21 protein-coding genes and 2 riboswitches are annotated in these 22,854 nt (G+C 50.8%); of the genes, 20 read left to right on the top strand and 1 reads right to left on the bottom strand.

The annotated features are described in order from the left end of the window. The first annotated feature begins 164 nt into the window (after positions 1 to 164). The 8 genes from skT53_RS11105 (at position 165) to skT53_RS11070 (ending at position 9,734) form a co-directional block, all read left to right on the top strand. Positions 165 to 1,115 (top strand): AAA family ATPase, encoded by a 951-nt coding sequence (locus skT53_RS11105; RefSeq protein WP_200760955.1) that lies wholly within the window; start codon positions 165 to 167, stop codon positions 1,113 to 1,115. Between the two features lie 16 nt (positions 1,116 to 1,131). After that, entirely contained in the window at positions 1,132 to 2,358 is a 1,227-nt protein-coding gene (locus tag skT53_RS11100) for a DUF58 domain-containing protein (RefSeq protein ID WP_200756879.1), read from the top strand. Next, entirely contained in the window at positions 2,342 to 4,519 is a 2,178-nt protein-coding gene (locus skT53_RS11095) for a DUF4129 domain-containing transglutaminase family protein (protein WP_200756877.1), read from the top strand. The genes skT53_RS11100 and skT53_RS11095 overlap by 17 nt, the downstream gene beginning before the upstream one ends. A gap of 37 nt (positions 4,520 to 4,556) precedes the next feature. Next, positions 4,557 to 4,658: riboswitch (purine riboswitch) on the top strand. A 120-nt stretch (positions 4,659 to 4,778) separates the two neighbouring features. Next, the gene (gene guaA / locus skT53_RS11090; protein WP_200756875.1) at positions 4,779 to 6,314 is read left to right on the top strand and encodes a glutamine-hydrolyzing GMP synthase; all 1,536 of its coding nucleotides are present in this window, start codon (positions 4,779 to 4,781) and stop codon (positions 6,312 to 6,314) included. A gap of 30 nt (positions 6,315 to 6,344) precedes the next feature. Then, a complete protein-coding gene (locus tag skT53_RS11085; RefSeq protein WP_200756873.1) occupies positions 6,345 to 7,721 on the top strand; it encodes an NCS2 family permease in 1,377 nt (458 codons plus the stop codon). A gap of 176 nt (positions 7,722 to 7,897) precedes the next feature. Beyond that, positions 7,898 to 8,983 (top strand): flavodoxin-dependent (E)-4-hydroxy-3-methylbut-2-enyl-diphosphate synthase, encoded by a 1,086-nt coding sequence (ispG, locus tag skT53_RS11080; RefSeq protein ID WP_200756871.1) that lies wholly within the window; start codon positions 7,898 to 7,900, stop codon positions 8,981 to 8,983. A gap of 66 nt (positions 8,984 to 9,049) precedes the next feature. Then, complete coding sequence (mntA, locus tag skT53_RS11075) at positions 9,050 to 9,346, top strand: type VII toxin-antitoxin system MntA family adenylyltransferase antitoxin (RefSeq protein ID WP_200756869.1); 297 nt, start codon at positions 9,050 to 9,052, stop codon at positions 9,344 to 9,346. Beyond that, entirely contained in the window at positions 9,333 to 9,734 is a 402-nt protein-coding gene (locus skT53_RS11070; protein ID WP_200756867.1) for an HI0074 family nucleotidyltransferase substrate-binding subunit, read from the top strand. The genes mntA and skT53_RS11070 overlap by 14 nt, the downstream gene beginning before the upstream one ends. A 77-nt stretch (positions 9,735 to 9,811) precedes the next feature. Here the strand turns inward: skT53_RS11070 and skT53_RS11065 are convergent, their stop codons facing one another. After that, entirely contained in the window at positions 9,812 to 10,183 is a 372-nt protein-coding gene (locus skT53_RS11065; RefSeq protein WP_200756865.1) for a DUF488 domain-containing protein, read from the bottom strand. A gap of 277 nt (positions 10,184 to 10,460) precedes the next feature. Here skT53_RS11065 and skT53_RS18875 point away from each other — a divergent pair, with 277 nt between their 5' ends. The 12 genes from skT53_RS18875 (at position 10,461) to purH (ending at position 22,836) form a co-directional block, all read left to right on the top strand. After that, positions 10,461 to 10,586: a hypothetical protein gene (locus skT53_RS18875; RefSeq protein WP_264175966.1), complete on the top strand. Its 126-nt coding sequence runs from the start codon at positions 10,461 to 10,463 to the stop codon at positions 10,584 to 10,586. 88 nt (positions 10,587 to 10,674) lie between these two features. After that, a riboswitch (purine riboswitch) is annotated at positions 10,675 to 10,776 on the top strand. 245 nt (positions 10,777 to 11,021) lie between these two features. Next, positions 11,022 to 11,510 (top strand): 5-(carboxyamino)imidazole ribonucleotide mutase, encoded by a 489-nt coding sequence (gene purE / locus skT53_RS11060; protein ID WP_200756863.1) that lies wholly within the window; start codon positions 11,022 to 11,024, stop codon positions 11,508 to 11,510. Beyond that, the gene (gene purK, locus skT53_RS11055) at positions 11,507 to 12,697 is read left to right on the top strand and encodes a 5-(carboxyamino)imidazole ribonucleotide synthase (protein WP_200756861.1); all 1,191 of its coding nucleotides are present in this window, start codon (positions 11,507 to 11,509) and stop codon (positions 12,695 to 12,697) included. Before purE ends, purK begins: the two co-directional genes overlap by 4 nt. 100 nt (positions 12,698 to 12,797) lie before the next feature. After that, a complete protein-coding gene (purB, locus tag skT53_RS11050) occupies positions 12,798 to 14,159 on the top strand; it encodes an adenylosuccinate lyase (protein WP_200756858.1) in 1,362 nt (453 codons plus the stop codon). Positions 14,160 to 14,225: 66 nt separating this feature from the next. Continuing rightward, positions 14,226 to 14,945, top strand: a complete 720-nt coding sequence (purC, locus tag skT53_RS11045) for a phosphoribosylaminoimidazolesuccinocarboxamide synthase (RefSeq protein WP_200756856.1) — start codon at positions 14,226 to 14,228, stop codon at positions 14,943 to 14,945. Next, positions 14,942 to 15,190, top strand: coding sequence for a phosphoribosylformylglycinamidine synthase subunit PurS (gene purS / locus skT53_RS11040; protein ID WP_200756854.1), 249 nt, complete (start codon positions 14,942 to 14,944; stop codon positions 15,188 to 15,190). Before purC ends, purS begins: the two co-directional genes overlap by 4 nt. 4 nt (positions 15,191 to 15,194) lie before the next feature. Continuing rightward, on the top strand, positions 15,195 to 15,875 hold the full coding sequence (gene purQ, locus skT53_RS11035) for a phosphoribosylformylglycinamidine synthase subunit PurQ (RefSeq protein WP_200756852.1): 681 nt from the start codon (positions 15,195 to 15,197) through the stop codon (positions 15,873 to 15,875). After that, the gene (gene purL, locus skT53_RS11030; RefSeq protein WP_200756850.1) at positions 15,796 to 18,186 is read left to right on the top strand and encodes a phosphoribosylformylglycinamidine synthase subunit PurL; all 2,391 of its coding nucleotides are present in this window, start codon (positions 15,796 to 15,798) and stop codon (positions 18,184 to 18,186) included. Before purQ ends, purL begins: the two co-directional genes overlap by 80 nt. Further along, positions 18,171 to 19,586 carry an amidophosphoribosyltransferase gene (gene purF, locus skT53_RS11025; RefSeq protein ID WP_200756848.1) on the top strand — a complete coding sequence of 472 codons (1,416 nt, stop codon included), beginning with the start codon at positions 18,171 to 18,173 and terminating at the stop codon, positions 19,584 to 19,586. Before purL ends, purF begins: the two co-directional genes overlap by 16 nt. 9 nt (positions 19,587 to 19,595) lie before the next feature. After that, positions 19,596 to 20,648 carry a phosphoribosylformylglycinamidine cyclo-ligase gene (gene purM, locus skT53_RS11020; RefSeq protein WP_200756847.1) on the top strand — a complete coding sequence of 351 codons (1,053 nt, stop codon included), beginning with the start codon at positions 19,596 to 19,598 and terminating at the stop codon, positions 20,646 to 20,648. Continuing rightward, complete coding sequence (gene purN / locus skT53_RS11015) at positions 20,645 to 21,274, top strand: phosphoribosylglycinamide formyltransferase (RefSeq protein ID WP_200756846.1); 630 nt, start codon at positions 20,645 to 20,647, stop codon at positions 21,272 to 21,274. Before purM ends, purN begins: the two co-directional genes overlap by 4 nt. Beyond that, positions 21,271 to 22,836: a bifunctional phosphoribosylaminoimidazolecarboxamide formyltransferase/IMP cyclohydrolase gene (gene purH / locus skT53_RS11010; RefSeq protein WP_200756845.1), complete on the top strand. Its 1,566-nt coding sequence runs from the start codon at positions 21,271 to 21,273 to the stop codon at positions 22,834 to 22,836. Before purN ends, purH begins: the two co-directional genes overlap by 4 nt. Positions 22,837 to 22,854: the final 18 nt, after the last annotated feature.

The raw sequence follows: 22,854 nt of genomic DNA, 5'->3' as shown, positions 1-22,854 counted from the left end.
GGTTGCGTTTTTTCGAAGCAAATTTTTCCATTGTGCGAGTTTAGTAAAATCATGCTAGGCTTATACTAGAGACATAGGTAATCATATGGTAAATTCAGGTGAATGGAATCGTGTTCGGATTGGAGGGTGTGAATGCGGTGGAACCGATCAACGGGCATCAGATTCTGGATCAGAACTATGACCAGCCGCATGAAATCATAAAAGCGGTAGTTTCGAATGTGGAAAAAGTGATTGTCGGCAAATCAGACGCCGTTCATTTATGTTTGACTGCCTTATTGGCGGGCGGGCATGTATTGCTGGAGGATGTTCCCGGAGTTGGCAAAACGATGTTGGTCAAGGCTCTTGCCAAATCGCTTGGCTGCTCGTTTAAGCGGATTCAGTTCACGCCGGACTTGCTGCCGTCCGACGTTACGGGTGTCTCGATCTATAACCAAAAAACGCAGGAATTTGAATTTCGTCCGGGACCCATTATGGCCAATGTCGTATTGGCGGACGAGATCAATCGAACTTCCCCCAAAACGCAATCCGCCCTGCTGGAAGCGATGGAAGAAGGGGGCGTTACGGTTGATGGAACTACTCATGTATTGCAAAAGCCGTTCATGGTAATGGCCACCCAAAATCCGATTGAATATGAAGGAACGTTCCCGCTGCCGGAAGCGCAGTTGGACCGATTTTTGTTAAAAATCCGCCTGGGCTATCCGAGTGAATCGGACGAATTTAATATTCTTTCACGTCAAATCAAAGGAAATCCGATTGAAACGATCGAGCAGGTGATCGATCTGGAAGGACTGCAGAAGATGCAGGAAGCGGTTTTCCGTGTGCATGTAGATAACAGTCTGCGGGAATACATCGTAAAGATTGCGGCATCCACACGAGAAAATCGCCATATTTATCTGGGAGTATCGCCGCGCGGTTCGATCGCTTTACTAAGAGCCTCGATGGCTCTTGCATTTATACTCGGACGGGATTATGTGGTGCCCGATGATATTAAACGATTGGTTCCTTACACATTTGGTCACCGTATCATCCCGAGCAGCGAATCCCGCCTGTCCGGGATAACGGTCGATTCTCTGTTGCAGGATGCTATGCGATCGATTCCCGTTCCAGTATTGTAAAGGGGTGGCATGACGGATGGTTCGTACGCTGATCCATGTTCTGTTGTGGGCCATATCTCTGGTAGCCGCCTATTTATATGCCAGATTTCAAGGTGGGTTTGCCTCCTGGTTTTTGTTGTCTGCCACCAGTGTGATCGCGGTTTATGAGTTTCTGACCCGTTTGTTGGCAGGCAGAGGGATGAGGAGCAGGCGATTTCTGTCTGCCACAGGGTTAACGGCAGGTCAAGATCTTGATGTGGAACTGGATGTTCAATTTGCTAACAGGTGGCCGGTGGTTTGGCTTGCGATTGAAGATCAGATTCCCCGTGAATTGCAAATTCGCGGCGCGGTGAACAGGCGCATTTTTTTTCCGGGATTTCAGACAAAATTGTGGATGAGATATAAGATTTCGAATCTGCAAAGGGGAAAATATACGTTTGGCGATACGGTATTCCGAACAAGTGACATATTCGGTTTTGAACGGCGGAAGATGGTTCATCGCCGGAATGATTCGATTACGGTCTATCCCAAAATGGTACCGATCCACACATGGAACACCGTGAACCGGTTGAACAACGGGCTGTCTTTTGCGCAAAATCAGGCGGTCGAAGATACGGTCAATGTGCTGGGGATTCGGGAGTATGCGCCGGGGGATCGTCTTTCACAAATTCACTGGCGAACAACTGCAAAGACAGGTCGCCTGATGACAAAGGAATTTGAATGGCATTCCACCAATGAATGGGTGTTGTTTTTTAATCGCAATGCGGAGGATTTCGCGGCAGAAAGTCTAATAACGTTCGAAACGGCAGTGACAGTGGCTGCTTCCTTGATGCGGTACGGTCTGCATAAAAAGCATGCGGTCGGGTTGGTTTCTTATGGGAAGGAGCGGATGGCCATTCCTCCGTATCGGAGCCAGGATCAATTCCTGAAGGTGTTGGATCATCTGGCCGTAGTTCAACCGGATTCTGAATTGCCGTTTACAGCAGTTCTCTTGCGGGAACTGGCGTATTTGCCAAAAGGCGCAACGGCCGTATTGATAACGCCGGTAATCGGAGACGAACTGGTTAAGGTAATGGATCTGTTGCATTACCGAAGAATAAAATCCGAATTGTTTTTGTTAAAAAGCCATTCTCATCTTTCGGAGCGAGAACGGACATGTCTTGTGAAACTTGAAAAATATGGTGTTCTTACGCATCTTATCGGGAGTGAACAGGATTTGGCCGGTACGATTGGGGGTGCGACCGTTCGTGCAGCGAACAACTAATTGGTTTACGGGGGTATGGTTCCGAGATATTTTGTTGGTTGTTGTTCTGTTTTGCTGGATGTATCAACTGCTGACACCGCTTGGTTTAGCGGGCCGCATCCCTAACATGGCGGTGTTTTATTCATTGATCGGCTTGTTTCTGCTGATTGATTTGCTGTTCTCTATGCAGTCTGTCCGTATTCTGCTGAAATTGTTTGCGATCTTTGTCTGGTTGCATCTGCACTTTTACGCAAATGCAAATTTCTTCAGCTTAGATTGGTTTCAGAATATCTTGCATGAGATTGGCAGTGTTACGTCGCTGCTCGCTGGTGACCGGGTGGCAAGCCTGTCTGAGATTGCCCGCACGTTTTTCTTCCTGTTGTATCTGTGGGTAATGGTGATCGTCTTTCGAAATGCGTTGGTTCACCGCATTTGGTTGATCGTGTTATTGCTCGTCGGTGAGGTTGTAATCAGCGTGATCGATACGTTCTTTACAGTGGACGCGTCCGGTTATGTAGTAAGGTATTTTCTGATCGGATTCGTGCTGCTGTCGCTGTCACTGCTGCCAGTTGTTGAAAAATGGGCATTGCTGCCCGAGCGGATACGTATTTGGCCTGTCAAATGGCTGGTTTGGACGGTCGCGGTATCGATGGCCGCCGTGGGTACTGGCATGGCCTTTCCTAAATATCCCGCTGCCTGGCCGGATCCGGTTTCCTACTTAAAAGGAACCGATAAAAATGTGGTCAATATGCCGAAGAAAATCGGGTACGGCGGTGATGACAGCAAACTGGGCGGACCTTATGTTTCGGACAGTTCGGTGGTATTTACCGTTGTCGCAAACGAAGCGGGGTATTACCGGGGAGAATCGAAAACGAACTACACCGGGAAGGGATGGACCGATGTCAGTCTGACGGATCATTCAAAACAGCCGTTGCAGACGCTGACACCCTCTTATCAGAAAACGTACGGTATACTGCCTGATGTCAAAAGCAAACAGGTAGAGCAGGAAATTCATATTGAGAATGGCCAGTTTCGGGTGATTTTCGGGCAGTACCAGATGATGTCGTTCGACAGTCTGACATCGGAAAATCCGGTTCAGATGCAGTCGTTCCATCCGTCCTCCTGGCGAATTAGCGGCGATTTGCGCAGCGGACAGACGTATAAAGCGGTTTCGCAGGTACCGTTCTACGACCCGGAGAAAATCAAAGAACGGGAACTGTCGGCTGCACAGGTGAACTTGCCGGATTATCTGCAGTTGCCAGACGAGCTCCCGGAACGGGTCAAATCGCTGGCGGAAAGAATTACGGCAGGGAAGACAGATCCCTATGAGAAGGCGACCGCAATTGAGCAGTACTTGCGGCAAAACTATACCTATGAAACGGAAAATGTCCCGTTTCCGGCAGAGGGACAGGACTTTGTCGACCAGTTCTTGTTTGAAAGCAAGAAGGGGTACTGTGACCATTTCTCCAGTTCCATGGTTGTATTGGCAAGAGAAGTTGGATTGCCGGCCAGATGGGTAAAAGGGTTCACGCAGGGCGAATTGCAGGGGCCAGTAAGTCCAGGCAGTGAAATGAAGAAATACGTCATCCGCAACAAAGATGCTCACTCCTGGGCGGAAGTATTCATACCTGGAAGCGGCTGGATTCCTTTTGAAGCGACCGCTACTTTTACACAGCCGACCGTTCGGGATGCAGTGCCCGCTGAAGCGCAGGCAGACCAACCGAAGCAGGCGGAGACGCCAGATGCAAAACAAGCGGATAACGGAGTCAATCTGGTGCAGAAAGTCGGAGGATCGCTGGTGGCATGGGGGGCGGCTGCTTTACTGGTTGGTTTGCTTTTCGTTGTGGCGTACCGATTCCGCAATCAGTTGATCGCACTCTGGGTAAAACGCGGTTTGGAGCAGGAGCATTCGGAAGTCAGTTCCGCTGTGGTGACTGCGGTTGGAAGATTGTTGCGTGTATTGCAACGGTCCGGGCTGCGGCGAAATCCTGATTTTACGGTGCGTGAATTCGGAGCGGAGAAGATCGGAAACGGAACATTAGGAGCCGAGTGGATCTCGTTAGTGCGTATCTTTGAACGGGTTCGTTATGGGAACAAACGGATCCGCAAAGAGGAAGCATCACAATTCCAGGAGTTGTGGGAACGGATTGTTCGGTTTATAGGACGAACAAAGAAGGATTGACTTAGGGATAATGTTCGGGTAAAATGAGGACGAATTTCAACTTATATAGGTTACAACTCGTATAATGTCGATAATAGGGTTCGACAGTTTCTACCGAGTCACCATAAATGACTGGACTACGAGGCGTGCGTTTTTTTATCTACTTATACGCATCGGATCTGCCTCGTATGTGACGTAGTGGTTTTGTGAATGCTAGTGTCATATCATACGGGCGCAGTCCGGTGTATTTTTTTGTGTGGAAGGGATGGTACAAACTGCCATGGCAGAACAGGAAAAAGTGATCGTACTTGATTTTGGCGGACAGTACAATCAGTTGATTACCCGGCGTATCCGGGAGCTGAATGTTTACTCCGAACTTTTGCCGCCCACCATAACGGCGGATCAGATAAAGAAGATGCATGTAAAAGGGATTGTGTTTTCAGGTGGACCGAATTCCGTTTACGGGGAAGGGGCGCCAAAAGTAGATCCGGCCATTTTTGATCTGGGGATTCCGATTTTGGGCATCTGTTATGGAATGCAGTTGATGGCGTACCATTTTGCTGCAAAAGTGGAACGGGCAGCCGTTCGGGAATACGGCAAGGCCATGATTGACGTTCGTTCTGACGCTGTTCTCTATAAAAATCAGCCGAAACAACAGCAGGTCTGGATGAGTCACAGCGATCTGGTGACAGCTCCGCCTGTCGGCTTCCAGATCGACGCTGCGACCGATCACGCGCCGGTAGCCGCCATGTCTGATCCGGACCGCAAGCTGTATGCGGTGCAATTCCATCCGGAAGTCAACCATTCTGTCCATGGACAGGAGATGATCCGTCAATTTCTGTTTGAAGTATGCGGTTGTGAAGGTTCCTGGACAATGGGTTCCTATATTAACCAGTCGGTTGCCGAAATTCGCGCAGCGGTCGGTGACAAAAAAGTGCTCTGTGCGCTGTCGGGCGGCGTGGATTCCTCCGTGGCGGCGGTACTGGTTCACCGTGCGATCGGCGACAATCTGACGTGCATGTTTGTGGATCATGGATTGCTCCGCAAGAATGAAGCCGATCTGGTGATGCAGACGTTTACGCAGGAATTCAAGATGAACGTGGTCAAAATAGATGCCAGCAAACGATTTCTCGACCGGTTGACAGATGTCTCGGATCCGGAAAGAAAGCGGAAAATCATCGGTGAGGAGTTTATCCGCGTTTTTGAAGAGGAATCCAAAAAGCTGGGACATTTTGATTTTCTGGCGCAGGGTACGCTTTATACCGATATTATCGAAAGCGGGACGGCAACGGCTGCCACAATCAAATCGCACCACAACGTGGGAGGATTGCCGGAAGACATGGAATTCCAACTGATTGAACCGTTGAAATCCCTGTTTAAGGATGAGGTTCGCGAACTGGGTACGCAGTTGGGCATATCGGATGACATCGTTTGGCGTCAGCCGTTCCCGGGTCCGGGACTGGCCATCCGAATTATCGGCGCCGTAACGGGGGATAAACTCGCTTTATTGAAAGAGGCCGATTTTGTAGTTCGGGATGAAATCAAACGATCCGGTTTGGATCGGGAGATTTGGCAATATTTTGCTGTTTTGCCCGATATTCGCAGTGTCGGCGTAATGGGAGACGAGCGGACCTACGCGTACACCATCGGTATTCGCGCCGTGACTTCCAAAGATGGAATGACGGCCGATTGGGCGCGAATTCCCTATGATGTGTTGGAAAGGCTCTCTACTCGCTTGGTGAACGAAGTTCCCAACGTGAACCGGGTGGTCTACGATATCACGTCAAAGCCGCCTGCCACGATTGAGTGGGAGTAACCCTATAAAAGTCAAGAAAGGAATGGAAACATGGAGAGGTTTTTTCGGTTACAGGAAAACAACACCAATGTAAGAACTGAAATCATTGCCGGAATCACCACGTTTATCACGATGGCGTATATTTTGATCGTCAATCCGTTAACGTTGACGGCCGGCGGAGCAACAGGGATGAATTTTAACTCCGTATTTGTGGCAACCGCCCTGGGTGCGGGAATCGTTACGATCTTAATGGGGCTGCTCGTGAACTTTCCGATTGCGTTGGCGCCTGGTATGGGGCTGAACGCGTATTTTGCAACCGTCATTCTCAGTTCAGGCGGCACAATCACTTGGCAAATGGCTTTGGGAGCCGTGTTCATCTCCGGTATTATTTTTATTATTCTGACGGTGACCAAAATCAGGCAGTTGATGCTCGAAGCCATTCCCAAATCGATTCGTTCTGCGGTGACGGTAGGTATCGGGTTGTTTATTGCAATTATCGGGTTCAAAAACAGCGGTCTGCTGTCCGCGTTCTATATCGGCAAAGACCCGGTGCAGTCGCTGCATCAAATCAGCGGATTCGATTGGCTTTTGCAGTTGGGCAATTTCGTTGAAAATAAGCATGTGCTTTTGACGGTGATCGGTCTTCTGCTGACCTCCATCCTAATGGCGCTCCGAGCGCCTGCCGCCATTTTGCTGGGGATTATTATAACGACGATTATTGGGATTCCAATGGGAATCACCGATTTAGGTTCGCTGGCGGGGGCGAAATGGGTGCCCCAATTTTCGCAAGTGGCGTTTGGCAGTTTGGATATTATGGGTGCCCTTCATGCGGGGATTTTAACCATTATCTTTACTTTTACGTTTGTGGAATTGTTTGATACGTTTGGCACGATGACGGGTACGGCTGCAAAAGCAGGTTTATTGGATAAGCCGGATGGAAAAGAAAAAGTGGGACGAGCTATGCTGGTCGACGCGACGGGTGTAAGTATTGGCGCCTTGTTGGGAACCAGTACGATTACCGCTTTCGTTGAAAGTGCAGCAGGTGTGGCACAGGGTGGACGAACCGGCTTGACAGCGGTTACGACGGGGATCCTGTTTATTCTCTCCTTGTTCCTCGCCCCTCTGGCGCTTATCGTACCGGGTGAAGCAACGGCTGCGGCACTTATTCTGGTTGGTGTATTGATGATGGGGGCCGTTCGTGAGATTGAATGGGACGAGTTTGTCTATTCGATCCCTGCTTTCTTGACCATTGTATTGATGCCGTTCAGCTATTCGATTGCGAACGGAATTTCTTTCGGCATTCTGTTTTATGTATTCCTCGCCGCAGCGGGTAACTTGATCGGCGGGAAGCACAAAATTCACTGGCTGATGTGGATTTTGTTTGTGTTGATCATTATCCGGTTCCTGTTTACGGAACTGAACGTTTAATTGATTCGATGCCTGCTTGGCAGAAGGGCGGTCTGGCGATGCCGGGCCGCTTTTTTTTTATGAAACGGCCTGTCAAACCGGGCTGTCTGTTTTGGGGTTGCAAGGTGGACACTAGCCCGTTTTTTCAGGAACGGGTATAATTAGGAACGAACATCTTATAGATGGGAGACGTTCTGATGTATCACAGAAAACAAACGCGCCCGGTGCGTGTGGGCAACGTGACAATTGGCGGCAATGATCAGGTGATCATCCAAAGTATGACGATGACCAAGACGGCTGATGTAAAGGCGACGGTAGAGCAGATTCATCGTTTGGAAGAAGCGGGCTGCCAGGTGGTCCGGGTGACGGTCAATAATGAGGAAGCGGCGAACGCCGTCAAACAGATCAAAAAAGAGATTTCGATTCCGCTCGTGGCAGACATTCATTTTGATTATAAGTTGGCGTTGAAAGCGATTGAAAACGGAATCGATAAGGTGCGCATCAATCCGGGGAATATTGGCCGCCGGGAAAAGGTGGAATCGGTTGTAAAAGCATGCAAGGAACGCAACGTTCCGATCCGCATTGGCGTTAATGCGGGATCGCTTGAAAAACATATTCTGGATAAGTACGGATATCCGACTGCACAGGGGATGCTGGAGAGCGCGCTGCATCATATTCGAATATTGGAAGACCTGGATTTTCACGACATCATTGTTTCGATGAAAGCGTCCGATGTACCTTTGGCGATTGAAGCTTACAAACTGGCGGCAGAAGCGTTTGATTATCCGCTGCATTTGGGCATTACAGAGTCAGGTACGCTTTTTGCGGGAACGGTAAAAAGCGCAGCCGGTCTGGGAACACTGCTTTCGATGGGAATCGGCAATACGGTGCGCGTGTCGCTCAGTGCCGATCCGGTGGAAGAAGTGAAAGTGGCGCGGGAACTGTTAAAAACGTTCGGGTTGTTGGCAAATGCTGTAACACTGGTTTCCTGTCCGACTTGTGGGCGTATTGAAATCGATTTGATCAGCGTGGCCAACGAGATTGAAGAGTATGTCTCAAAAATCAAGGCCCCGATTAAAGTTTCCGTTTTGGGGTGTGCAGTCAACGGTCCGGGTGAAGCGAAGGAAGCGGATATAGGGATTGCCGGTTCCGTAGGGGAAGGTCTGTTGTTCCGCCATGGTGAAATTGTGCGAAAAGTTCCGGAAAAAGACCTGGTGTCTGAACTGAAGAAGGAAATAGACGCACTGGCTGAGAAATATGAAAAAACAGGTTCGTTAAAATAAGCACTGAACAAAGAAACGGCACCTTGGAAAGAAACGGGGGTGCCGTTTTCCTGATAGGAGGCACCTATGGCGATTGAAGAGCGTATTCGTCGGCAAATTATGGAGATCATGCGGAAAAATCCGGAGGTGCTTCGTGTAACCTTGTTCGGCTCGCGTGCCAGAGGGGATGAGAGTGCGCGGTCTGACATTGACTTGGCCGTGAAAGCCCCCGCGCTTAGCCAACGGAAGTGGCTTGAACTTGTGATGTCGCTGGAACAGATGGATACGTTGCTGCCGATTGATGTGGTGCGATGGGAAGAAGCGCCAACTGACCTGAAAAGCAAAATTACGCAGGAAGGGAAGGTTCTTTATGAAAGATCCTAAATCGATTCAAAGCCTGCACAATCTGGGGAATGCTTTGCAAAGATTGCGTGAAGCTCTTGAAGTGCCCGAGGATTCGATTCTGGCTGTAGACGGGACGATCCAGCGATTTGAGTTCGCGATCGAATTGTATTGGAAAACGCTTAAACGTTTGCTTGCACAGGAAGGCGTACATACGAACACCCCCCGCGAAACTTTGCAGCATGCGTTTCAGGTTCACTGGCTCGAGGACGAAACGGCGTGGCTGCAAATGTTGCGGGACCGCAACGAGACATCCCATGTGTACGATGAAGCAACGGCTGTAAGAATCTATCGACATATCAAACAATATTTTCCGGAAATGGAGCGAACCTACACGTTCCTGCTGCAGCGTTTTGAGGAGAGTGACTGACAACCAAGCCGAATATGCCGAAACTGTCTCTCATGTCTCCGGTGAAGCGGGCAGATTGTCCGGCGGCATCAGTACGTTTAGGGCCGCAGATTTCGGATCGCTTCTTCCAGGACGACGGCATGATTGCAGGTGGGATGTTTGGCCGCGTACAGCAAAGTGACTCTTCCTTTGGTTGCTTCCCGGTAAAGTTGTTCCACATGTTCATGTTTAATAGGATTCTCCGCCAATTCTTTCAGATATGAAATCCGGAATTCCTGAAAACGTTCCGGCTTATGGGAAAACCATGTGCACAATTGGGGACTGGGAGCTGCTTCACGCATCCACGCGTCCAAATGCGCTTTTTCTTTTGCCGGTCCACGGGGCCATAAACGATCTACCAAAATGCGTTTTCCGTCTTCCGGTCCCGGCGGCTCATAAACCCTTTTGGTCTGGACGTCTAAAATGGACATGTTATCGCTCCTTTCCAGATGTTATTGATATATACTTCTCGGCTATTGTTGAGCATTGAAACCTCAAGGTTATATATTGTGGGGTTTTTCCGCTTAAGCAGGGAAATGTATCAGAGAAATGTGTGATTGAAACTTCCGCCGCCTTTGGGATTACTTCCCCTTTATAATAGCGCATACGTTCGCTTGCATGCACAAAAGAACAGATCGACTCATCTCACCTTCATTTGCTGAAGGGGGAGTTTTTGCTTGACTAAATAATAAAAAAGGGTAGTTACGGATGTCCAAACAGTCGGATTCTTTTCGCCCATTCGTTCCCCCTGACCAGCGACCGCCTGAATTGACCTTTATGGTGATCGGGACCGGGATTTTGCTGGCGATTGTGTTTGGGGCAGCTAACTCATAAACTTTCACGAACGTTTTGAATTGAAGGTTGAAAAATGTTCGTATTTTTGTTGACACCTATTTTTGATATTGGTACACTGAACATAGAAATCGGCACAATCAAACATACTCGTATATCTTCGGGAATACGGCCCGAAAGTTTCTACCCGGTTACCGTAAATAACCGGACTACGAGCTGAAAGTGAATCTAGGGTTCCGGCTGACAGACAACAAACGCGAGGGTCTATTTTAACGGGCGCGTACAGGTTGTGGAGTGGCGCTGGTCCGAGCGATTCACATACGGTCCTGCCGTGTGACACCGAAGGGATAAAAGCCCAGACGGGTAGGTTTCGCTCGCAATGAAGAGCTGACTTGCCCGTACTGGGTTTTCTATTTTTGATCAAAATTGGCACACTATATTTGACACTATCTAGAGATTGAGATCGGGAGGAACAAAATGGCGAATCCTTTGGTTGGCGTAATCATGGGGAGTCAATCCGATTGGGACACGATGCGGGAAGCCTGTTTGATCTTGGATGAACTGCAGATCCCTTATGAAAAAAGGGTAGTATCCGCTCACCGAACGCCCGATTTGATGTTTGAGTATGCAGAACAAGCGGTCCATAGGGGGCTACGGGTGATTATAGCGGGAGCGGGCGGAGCGGCCCACCTGCCTGGAATGGTTGCGGCTAAAACCGTACTGCCCGTAATCGGTGTCCCCGTTCAATCGAAAGCGTTGAACGGATTGGATTCCTTGCTGTCGATCGTGCAGATGCCGGCAGGGGTACCTGTTGCGACGGTGGCGATCGGTAAAGCGGGGGCAGCCAATGCAGGACTGTTAGCTGCACAAATACTTGCAACGACCTCGACCGAACTGCGTGACAGATTGCAGCAGAGACGGGATACGATACGGCTACAGGTGATGGAAAGCGGGGATTTGGAATGAGCGGGCGGAGGATTCTGCCAGGTGCAACAATCGGTATTCTGGGTGGAGGCCAATTGGGCCGAATGATGGCATTACGAGCACGCGAAATGGGATACCGGATTGCCGCCATGGACGCAAATGCGGATTCGCCGTGCGGGCAAGTGGCCGATTTGGAGTTTGTGGCCCCGCTCGATGATCTGCCAACTGCCCGTAAAATGGCATCCGTATCCGAGGTGCTGACTTATGAATTTGAAAATGTGAGCGACGAGATGGTGCGGATTTTGGAGCAGGAATCAAACTTGCCGCAAGGCGGTCAAGTATTGTACATCACCCGCCACCGCATACGGGAAAAAATGGCGCTTGCTTCTATCGGGGTTCCGGTTGCCCCGTGGAAACCGATTCGGTCCTTTCACGATCTGCAAAAAGCAGTGGCTGAATTGGGACTGCCCTGTGTCTTAAAAACAACTTCCGGCGGCTATGACGGAAAAGGGCAATTTGTCATTCGGAACAAAGAAGAGATAGAACCGGCATGGGAAGAGCTTGGGGCTGCATGGTCGGAAACAGGGACTGAACTTCCCACCGGGTCAGAACCTGAATTTACAGAACAGGCAGCGCCTCTGGTTTTGGAAGGATGGGTGCCGTTTGAGAAGGAACTGTCGGTGATTGCTGCCCGCAATGCAGACGGGGAAGTCAAAACGTTTCCGACAGCGGAAAACATACATCGTGAAAACATTCTCCATCTGTCCATTGTTCCGGCCCGCATCCCGTCGGAAGCAGATCGTATGGCCCAGCAGTTGGCGGCCAAAATTGCCGACGAGTTGGACGTAATCGGACTGATTGCAGTGGAAATGTTTTGGCGAGACGGCAGGCTGCTGGTTAACGAACTGGCTCCTCGACCGCATAACTCCGGTCATTATACGATGGATGCGTGCGTCACTTCGCAGTTTGAACAGCATGTACGCGCTATCTGCAACTTGCCGCTGGGAGATACCCGATTGTTAAGTTCGGTAGTCATGGTCAATATTTTGGGCGAACATCTGCAGCCGGTGCTGGATCGTGTACACCGGCTGACAGGCGGCGCAAAAATTCATCTGTATGGCAAATCGGAAGTGCAACCGAAGCGAAAAATGGGTCATCTGAACGTTCTGGCAGACCGTGTGGAAGATGCATTGCAGCAAATACGGGACTGGGGCATTTGGCAGGTCTGACCACAGGACGAAAGGTTGCAGAGAAGGACGCGGGACGAAGGTTGTTGCAGAGAGGGTACGGAAAGAAGAAAATCATGAAGGTAAGAAAGGAAGTTGTCGGATGTCAATCAAAGCAATTTCGCCGCTGGATGGGCGCTATCAGGAACAGTTGGGCGGCATTGAAAGCTATGTGTCGGAATGGGCGCTCATGAAATACAGAGTACATGTGGAAGTGGAATGGTTGATCGCCATGTCGAAAAGCGAGTGGATTGCGGACGTACGGCCCTTTACGTCGCAGGAAACGGAATTTTTGCGCAAGCTGGCAGCCGATTTTAGCGAAGCGGATGCGTTGGAAGTAAAGCAGATCGAATCGACGACCAAACATGATGTGAAAGCGGTGGAGTATTTTATCAAACGCCGTATCAAAGAAACCTCGCTTGCGGATGTGGCGGAATTCGTTCATTTCTGCTGTACTTCGGAAGATATCAACAACCTTTCGTACGCGTTGATGGTGCAGGGTGCCATTAAGCAGGTCTGGCTTCCCTTGGCGGAAAAATTGGCCGGAACAGTCGCTGGTTTGGCGAAACAGACCCAATCGATCCCGATGCTGGCAAGAACGCATGGCCAGCCCGCCAGTCCGACAACGGTGGGAAAAGAGTTGGCCGTTTTTGTCCGCAGGTGGCAGCGGCAGTTGGTGCAGATTGACAATCTTGAATTTTTGGGCAAGTTTAACGGAGCGGTCGGCAACTTTAACGCGCATGTGTCCGCCTATCCGGACGCGCCGTGGGAAGAGATCGCCGGTTCGTTCGTGGAAAGCCTGGGGCTTGCGTATAACCCGCTTACGACGCAGATTGAATCGCACGATTACCTGGCCGAAGCATTTATGGCAATTTGCCGTTTCAATAATATTGGAATCGATATGGACCGTGACATATGGTCTTATATTTCGCTTTCTTATTTCAAGCAGATCCCGGTGGCGGGAGAAGTCGGTTCTTCCACCATGCCGCATAAAGTCAACCCGATCAATTTTGAAAATTCGGAAGCGAATTTCGGGATGAGCAACGCAGTGTTGGAGCATTTGGCGATGAAACTGCCGATTTCCCGAATGCAAAGAGATCTTACAGATTCTTCCACGCTGCGCAATATCGGTGTGGGTATCGGCCATTCCGTTCTGGCGCTGCAGGCTGCGCTGCGAGGACTGAAGCAGCTTTCGGTAAATGAAGCGGAACTGGCAAAAGATTTGGATCATGCATGGGAAGTATTGGCGGAAGCGGTGCAGACCGTAATGCGTAAAAACGGTCATGACAATCCGTACGAAAAACTGAAAGATTTAACACGCGGCGCGCAAATCGATCAGGCGGCCATGCGGCAGTTTATCGAAAGCCTGGATCTCCCGGCGGATGACAAATCCCGTCTGCTTGCGATGACACCGGCCAGTTACATCGGCATTGCGCCGCAACTGTTGCGTCATATCGAAAAATAGGCATTCGGCAAAACAAGTACTTAGTTTTAAAAACAATGGATACTGTGAAATGAGGAGGCCAGGCAAATGGCAGTCAAGCAGCAGATGATGTATGAAGGAAAGGCGAAGAAAGTATTTCTAACGGACGATCCCAAATTGGTCATCGTCGATTACAAGGATGACGCGACCGCGTTCAACGGCGAGAAAAAAGGGCAGATTGTGGGGAAAGGGGCACTCAACAACCGGATTGCATCGATATTTTTCCGCCTGCTGGAGTCCAAAGGCATTCCTACCCATTATGTGGAGACCCTGTCGGAACGGGAGATGCTGGTAAAGAAGGTGCAGATTGTACCGATTGAATTGGTGGTCCGAAATATTGCCGCCGGTTCGCTTGCCAAGCGTATCGGTTGGGAGGAAGGCACCATTTTGCCGAAGGTGGTTATTGAATTTTACTACAAAGATGATGAATTGGGTGATCCGTTGATCAATCGTTCGCATATTGACGTGTTGAATCTGGCCACACCTGAGCAGATCGCAGACATGGAAGAGATGGCTCGCCAGATCAACATTCATCTGAAAGCGTTCCTGGCTGACAAAAATCTGCTGCTGGTTGATTTTAAGCTGGAATTTGGCGTTGATGCGGATGGAAATTTGCTGTTGGCTGACGAAATTTCACCCGATACATGCCGTTTCTGGGATGCAGACACAAAAGAGAAGCTGGATAAAGACCGTTTCCGGCGTGACCTTGGATCGGTAGAACAGGCGTACGAAGAGATTTTCCGCAGACTTGGGGGTGTTACACAATGATTTTGGCCAAAATCCACGTAACATTGAAACAGTCCGTATTGGATCCGGAAGGATCGGCCGTTGCCAAATCGCTTCACGCGTTGGGCTACGATGAAGTGGAAGACATTCGGATCGGCAAATACATGGAACTGAAAGTGAACACGAACGATCCGAAGCAGGCAGCGGAACGGGTTGCCGAAATGTGTGAAAAACTGCTCGCCAATACGGTGATTGAAAAATATTCATTTGAACTGTCGGAGGTGTGAGACGGTGAAATTTGCAGTTCTCGTATTTCCGGGCTCCAACTGCGACATTGATGCGGTCAAAGCGGTGGAAGACGTGTTGGGTGAACCGGTAGACATGGTGTGGCACCACGAAACCGATCTGTCGGCATATGACTGTATCATTCTGCCGGGCGGATTTTCCTATGGGGACTATTTGCGGTGCGGCGCCATTGCCCGTTTTTCCCCGGTTATGGAACAGGTGAAAAAAGCGGCCTCGGAAGGGAAAATGGTGATCGGCATCTGTAACGGTTTTCAGATTTTGACAGAGTCAGGCTTGTTGCCGGGGGCGCTCCGCACAAACAACCATTTACAGTTTAACTGTGAAATTTCACCGCTGGTTGTGGAAAACACGGAAACGCCGTTTACCAGTGACTATCAAAAAGGACAGGTGATCCAGATTCCGATTGCTCACGGCGAAGGCAATTACTATGTGGATGATGAGACGCTGCAAAAAATGAAGTCGAACAATCAAATTGTGTTCCGCTATCATGGCAAAAATCCAAACGGTTCGGTTGACAATATCGCAGGCATCTGCAACGAGAAAGGTAATGTGCTTGGCATGATGCCTCATCCGGAACGGGCGGTTGATGATCTGCTTGGGTCTACTGACGGACGTGCGCTTTTTACGTCAATTCTCAACAAATGGAGGGAGAAGCACGGTGCCTAACGAGACGCGACAAAACGAAAACAACAGCATTTTGCAAGCGGTCGATTCGGGTGACGCGGCCGGTACTGTCTCCCATGAGCCGACGGCTGAACAAGTGGCAGACCAAAAAATTTATCGCACGTTCGGTTTGACAGATGAGGAATACGACAAAATCGTCAAACTGCTTGGACGCCGCCCCAACTATGTAGAAACGGGCATCTATTCGGTGATGTGGTCGGAGCACTGTTCCTATAAAAGTTCGAAACCGATCTTGAAACGGTTCCCCACATCAGGACCGCGCGTCCTGCAAGGGCCTGGAGAAAACGCAGGGATCGTCGATATTGGGGACAATCAGGCTGTGGTTTTCAAGATTGAGTCGCATAACCACCCGTCTGCCATCGAGCCGTTTCAGGGCGCGGCCACCGGTGTGGGCGGCATTATCCGCGACGTTTTTACGATGGGAGCGCGTCCGGTGGCATTGCTGAATTCGCTTCGCTTCGGGACAATTGAGGAAAGCGCGAGAAACCGGTACCTGTTTGGTCACGTGGTGGCAGGCATCGGATTTTATGGAAACTGTATCGGGATTCCAACGGTGGCGGGGGAAGTGGTGTTTGACGAACGATACACGCATAACCCGCTTGTGAACGCCATGTGCGTCGGATTGATCGACCAGGACAAAATCACGAAAGGAAATGCATCCGGGGTCGGCAATCCGGTTATGGCAGTCGGAGCCAGAACAGGGCGGGACGGGATTCACGGCGCAACGTTTGCCTCGACGGAAGACCCGCATTCAAAAGAGCGGTCTGCGGTTCAGGTGGGTGATCCGTTTATGGAAAAACTGCTGTTGGAAGCCTGTCTGGAACTGATTGCAACAGGTGCGGTGGTTGGCATTCAGGACATGGGCGCCGCCGGTATGACGTCCTCCTCTGCTGAAATGGCGTCCCGTGCCGGATCGGGTTTGGAAATGGATGTAGCACAGGTGCCGCGGCGAGAGGAAGGGATGACTCCTTATGAGATCATGCTGTCCGAATCGCAAGAGCGGATGCTTGTTGTGATGGAACGCGGCAAGGAGCATATTGCGGAAACGATTTTCAACAAGTGGGGCTTGGAAGCGACAGTCATCGGCCGCGTTACGGATGATGGGATGCTGCGGATCAAAGAAGGCGCGCAGGTGGTGGCAGAGATTCCGGTTACTACGCTGGTCGATGAAGCGCCTGTTTATAATCGTCCGGCAAAACGGCCTGATTACCTGAATGAGACAGAATCGTTTGCCATAGATTCGATAGCGGAGCCGTCAGATCTGAATGAAACGCTCCATACGCTGCTTCGGCAGCCGACAATCGCTTCGAAAGAATGGGTATATCGTCAGTATGACTATATGGTGCGCACTTCCACGGTGGTTCGGCCAGGTTCGGATGCGGCGGTTGTTTCGATTCGCGGCACCCGCAAAGGATTGGCGATGAAAACGGACGGCAATGGCCGTTATGTTTATCTGGATCCGGAAACGGGCGGCAAGCTGGTTGTTGCGGAAGCGGCCAGAAACGTGGTCTGCACGGGGGCAGAGCCGCTTGCAGTAACCGACTGCCTGAATTACTCCAATCCGGAAAAGCCGGAGATCATGTACCAACTGGAACAGTCGGCAAACGGTATGTCGGAAGCTTGCCGAGTGTTGGATACGCCTGTCATTTCGGGCAATGTTTCGCTGTATAACGAAACGAACGGCATTGACATTTACCCGACGCCGGTGATCGGGATGGTCGGACTTGTGCATGACCTGAATCATCTGACCACATTGGATTGGAAAGCGGAAGGCAATCTGCTGTATCTCACCGGGTTTACGAAAGCTGACATCGGGGGTTCCGAATATCTGGCGGCTGTACACGGCCTGGTGACCGGCAGACCGCCTGCCATTGATCTGGAACTGGAAAAATCGGTTCAGCAGTTGACACTGACCGCGATCCAGCAAGGACTGGTGCGTTCCGCGCATGACTGTGCGGACGGCGGTCTGGCAGTTGCGTTGGCCGAATCGGCGATTGCAGGCGGCAAGGGTGCGCTGATTGAACTGCTAACAGGAGAAGAGATTGCCGCCGGGTTGCGAACCGATTTTGTACTGTTCTCGGAAAGTCCTTCGCGGATCGTTCTGGAAGTTACGCCTGATCAGGCAGAGCAGCTGGAATCGCTCGCAAGGGAACGGAATGTGCCGTTAACCCGTATTGGCCGGGTAACCGGAACGAATCTGACAATTCAGGTCAACGGTGTGGCTTCTATTGACCAATCGGTTGAAAAACTGGCCGAAACATGGAGGGGAGCGATCCCATGCATAATGAAATGATGTCCGATAAGTTCCATGAAGAGTGTGGTGTGTTTGGGATTATCGGACACGAAAAATCGGCTGAACTGACTTATTATGGTCTTTACGCATTGCAGCACCGCGGACAGGAAAGCGCCGGCATCGTAACGGTAGACGGTCGGAAGCTGTACCAGCATAAAGGAATGGGACTTGTATCCGAGGTGTTTAATGAGGAGATTTTAAAAACATTGGTCGGAAATGCCGCCATTGGACATGTGCGGTATTCGACGACAGGCGATTCATCGGTCGCCAATGCGCAGCCGTTGACTTTTGGCTTTCAACGGGGCAATATGGCATTGGCGCATAACGGGAACCTGACGAACGCCTATCAAATTCACGGCCGCTTGGAACGGCAGGGCAGCATTTTCCAAACGACCAGCGATACGGAAGTGGTCGCCCATCTGATTGCCAAGTCCGGCATGCCGACGATTGAAGAAAACATGCGGGAGTCGTTATCTGTCATTAAAGGCGCTTATGCGATTCTGATTCTGACCGATGACAAACTGGTGGCCGTGCGCGACCCGCATGGGCTTCGGCCACTGGCCCTGGGGCAGTTTGAAGGAGCGTACGTGGTGGCATCGGAAACATGCGCGTTTGATGCGATTGGAGCATCCTATGTCCGCGATGTCGAACCGGGCGAAATGATCATTATTGATAAAAACGGGCTGCGCAGTCAAAAGTTTGCCCATGCGTCCAAAACGTCTTTCTGCACGTTTGAATATATTTATTTTGCTCGTCCCGATTCCGATATAGACGGGTTTAATGTGCATTCCATCCGTAAAAAATTGGGCAAGCTGCTGGCAGAAGAACATCCGGTTGAAGCGGATGTGGTCATCGGCGTACCCGATTCGTCAATCTCTGCAGCGATTGGTTACGCGGAGGAAACGGCCATTCCTTATGAAATCGGTTTGATTAAAAACAGGTATGTCGGCCGAACTTTCATTCAACCCAGTCAGGAACTGCGGGAACGCGGCGTGAAACTGAAACTGTCTGCGGTCCGCAAGGTCGTGGAAGGCAAGCGGGTTGTATTGATCGACGATTCGATCGTACGCGGCACCACCTCCAAACGGATCGTACAGATGCTGCGGGAAGCGGGCGCAACGGAAGTTCATCTGCTGATTTCTTCTCCTCCCGTTAAGGATGCCTGCTACTACGGAATCGATACATCGGCAAGAGAGGAATTGATTGCAGCTGATAAGACGGTGAAGGAAATTCAAGAGTATATTGGCGCCGATTCGCTGCATTATCTGTCGGAAGAAAAGATGCTCAGCGCGTTTGGTGTGACGGATATGGCCAATCACAAATTTTGCAATGCCTGCTTTACGGGAACATACCCGACGGAAATATACGAGTCGCTAGAAAAACACATGTTGGAGAGGTAGGTGGCCTGCGTGGATCGACAAGACGCTTACGCGCGAGCGGGTGTCAATATTGATGCGGGAAACGAGACGGTGAACCGAATCAAGCCGCATGTGGCGCGTACGTTGCGGTCGGAAGTTTTGACCGCCCTGGGCGGGTTTGGCGGCGGCTTTCAACTCGATCTCAGCCGCTATAAAGAACCGATTCTGGTATCGGGAACGGACGGCGTGGGAACCAAATTGAAAGTCGCCTTTCAGATGGATCGGCATGACACGATCGGGATTGATGCGGTGGCCATGTGCGTAAACGATATTCTGGTGATGGGAGCCGAACCGCTGTTTTTTCTTGATTATTTGGCGACCGGGAAACTGGTCCCAGCCACGGCCGAACAGATCGTAAAAGGGATTGCGGACGGCTGTGTGCAGGCTGGCTGCGCCCTGATCGGCGGCGAAACGGCTGAAATGCCGGGCATGTATGTGGACGGGGAATACGATATAGCGGGGTTTGCCGTCGGGATTGTAGAAAAAAGCCGACTGATCGACGGATCCCGTATACAGCCGGGGGATGTGATCGTTGGTTTGGCATCGAGCGGCATCCATTCAAACGGCTATTCACTGGTACGCAAGGTGCTGCTGGAAGAGGCCGGATTCCATATGGATTCACGGGTCGAAGGGCTTGATAAAACAATCGGCGAAGAACTGCTGACGCCAACCCACATCTATGTCAAAAATGGATTGGCGTTGGCCGAACGTTTTGATGTGCGGGGCATGGCTCATATTACGGGCGGCGGCTTCTGGGAAAACATTCCGCGTGTATTGCCGGATGGATGCAGTGCCGAAATCAAGCTGGGCAGTTGGCCGATTTTGCCGATATTTGATTTGATCCGGCAGAAGGGCGACATTTCAGCCGTCGATATGTTCCGTACGTTCAACATGGGGATCGGCTTGATTGCCGTGGTACCGGAGCGGCAGGCGACCGATTTTGTGGCGGAAGCGAATCGTCTTGGCGAAAAGGCATATCCGATCGGCACCATTGTAAAAGGCGACAAACAGGTCCTTATCCCGGCTATCGGAGGCGGCGAATGACAGGTCAAGGCAGTTGGCAGCAGTCAGGCGAAAAGAAAATCGCGGTGTTTGCTTCCGGCAGCGGCAGCAACCTGCAGGTGTTGTTAGACCGTGCTGGCACAGGAGATTTGGGAATGGCCGAAATCGTTTTGGTCGTCTCCGATAAACCCGATTCGAAAGCGGTAGAAAGGGCGCAGCGGGCCGGAGTGGAAACCTGTGCATTCATTCCCAGACAGTTTGCCGATAAAGTCGCCTATGAAACGGCAATTCTTGCCGCCTTGCGGGAAAAACAGGTGGATTTTATTGTTTTGGCGGGCTATATGCGGCTTGTCGGTCCTACCTTATTGGAACCGTTTCGGGGCCGCATCATTAATTTGCATCCGTCACTTTTGCCGATGTTTCCTGGCAAAGATGCGATCGGACAGGCGTTGGCGGCGGGCGTCGCGGAAACAGGCGTCACCGTTCATCTGGTGGATGAAGGCATGGATACGGGGCCGATTATCGCACAGGAGCGCGTGCCGATTTTGCCTGAAGATACAAAAGAGTCGCTGACCAGAAGGATTCAGGCGGTCGAGCACAGGTTGCTGCCGCAGGTCGTGGCCAATTTTACAAAGATGAACAACACGGTGGTAGGAGGACAGACATGAAAAGAGCGTTAATCAGCGTATCGGACAAGACGGGGATCATAGAATTGGCGAAAGCGCTTGTCAAACATGACGTGGAGATTGTTTCAACCGGCGGCACAGCCAAATTGCTGGAGCAGGAAGGCATCCCTGTGACGGGTATTTCGGACGTGACAGGTTTTCCGGAAATTATGGACGGACGCGTGAAAACACTGCATCCGAACATTCACGGCGGTCTGCTGGCCGTAAGGGAAAATCCGGAACATATGGCTGCCATTCACAAGTTGGGGATTCAGCCGATCGATTACGTAATCGTCAATCTGTATCCGTTTAAGGAAACGATCCTAAAACCGAACGTTACACAGGAAGAAGCGATAGAAAACATCGATATCGGCGGGCCGTCGATGCTGCGGGCGGCGGCAAAAAACTACCGTGATGTGATCGTCGTGGTGGATGCTTCCGATTACGGCCTGGTCGTGGAAAGTCTGGAGAAAGGCGAACCGGTGGACGAAGAAGCCCGGCTCGCGTTGGCAGCCAAAGTGTTTCGCCATACAGCCGCGTACGATGCGCTGGTCGCTCAATATCTGACGAAGCTGACCGGCGAAGAATTCCCGCAAACCATGACACTCACGTATGAAAAAGCACAGGATCTGCGATACGGCGAGAACCCTCATCAAAAAGCGGCTTTTTACCGGGAAGCGGGCGCTGCCGCCAGTTCGATTGCCGGCGCCAAGCAATTGCATGGCAAAGAGCTGTCCTACAACAACATCAATGATGCAAACGCAGCCCTGTCGATTTTGAAGGAGTTTACGGAACCGGCGGTTGTCGCAGTCAAGCATACGAATCCGTGCGGAGTCGGAATTGCCGATACGATTTTTGGCGCTTGGCAGAAGGCGTATGAAGCAGACCCGGTTTCGATTTTTGGAGGAATTGTAGCACTCAACCGAAAAGTGGATGTATCGACAGCGAAAGCAATTTCCGGGCTGTTTCTGGAAATTGTCTTGGCGCCTGCATACGAACCGGAAGCGTTTGAGATTTTAAGTCAGAAGAAAAATATCCGGCTAATGGAAGCGGCCGTATCCGGAGAAGCGAATGATGTGGCGAATGCGAACGGGTCTTTGCTGTATGCCCCGCGCACCACGTTGAAAGTGCAAGGCGGTTTGTTGGTACAGGATTTGGATCTTAAGACGCTCACGGAAAATGATCTGCAAGTGGTGACCCGCCGGCAGCCGACGGCAGATGAACTGAAACAACTGCTGTTCGCCTGGAAAGTGGTCAAACATGTAAAATCAAACGCGATTGTACTGGCGCGCGAAGATCGCACAGTTGGCGTTGGAGCCGGGCAAATGAACCGGGTCGGCGCAGCCAAAATCGCAATTGAACAGGCGGCAGATCTGGCAAAAGGATCGGTGCTTGCTTCGGATGCGTTTTTCCCGATGCCGGATACGGTCGAAGCGGCTGCACAAGCGGGGATCACGGCGATGATTCAGCCCGGCGGATCGATTAAAGACAACGAGTCGATCGAAGCGGCAGACCGGTACGGGATCGCTATGGTGTTTACCGGAGTGCGTCATTTCAAACATTGAGATCATAAAGGTCAGACC

It is taken from the genome of Effusibacillus dendaii (genome assembly GCF_015097055.1).
GTDB lineage: Bacteria > Bacillota > Bacilli > Tumebacillales > Effusibacillaceae > Effusibacillus > Effusibacillus dendaii.
Note: the sequence above shows the minus strand (reverse complement) of the source record. Positions and strands in the feature narration are given on the sequence as shown.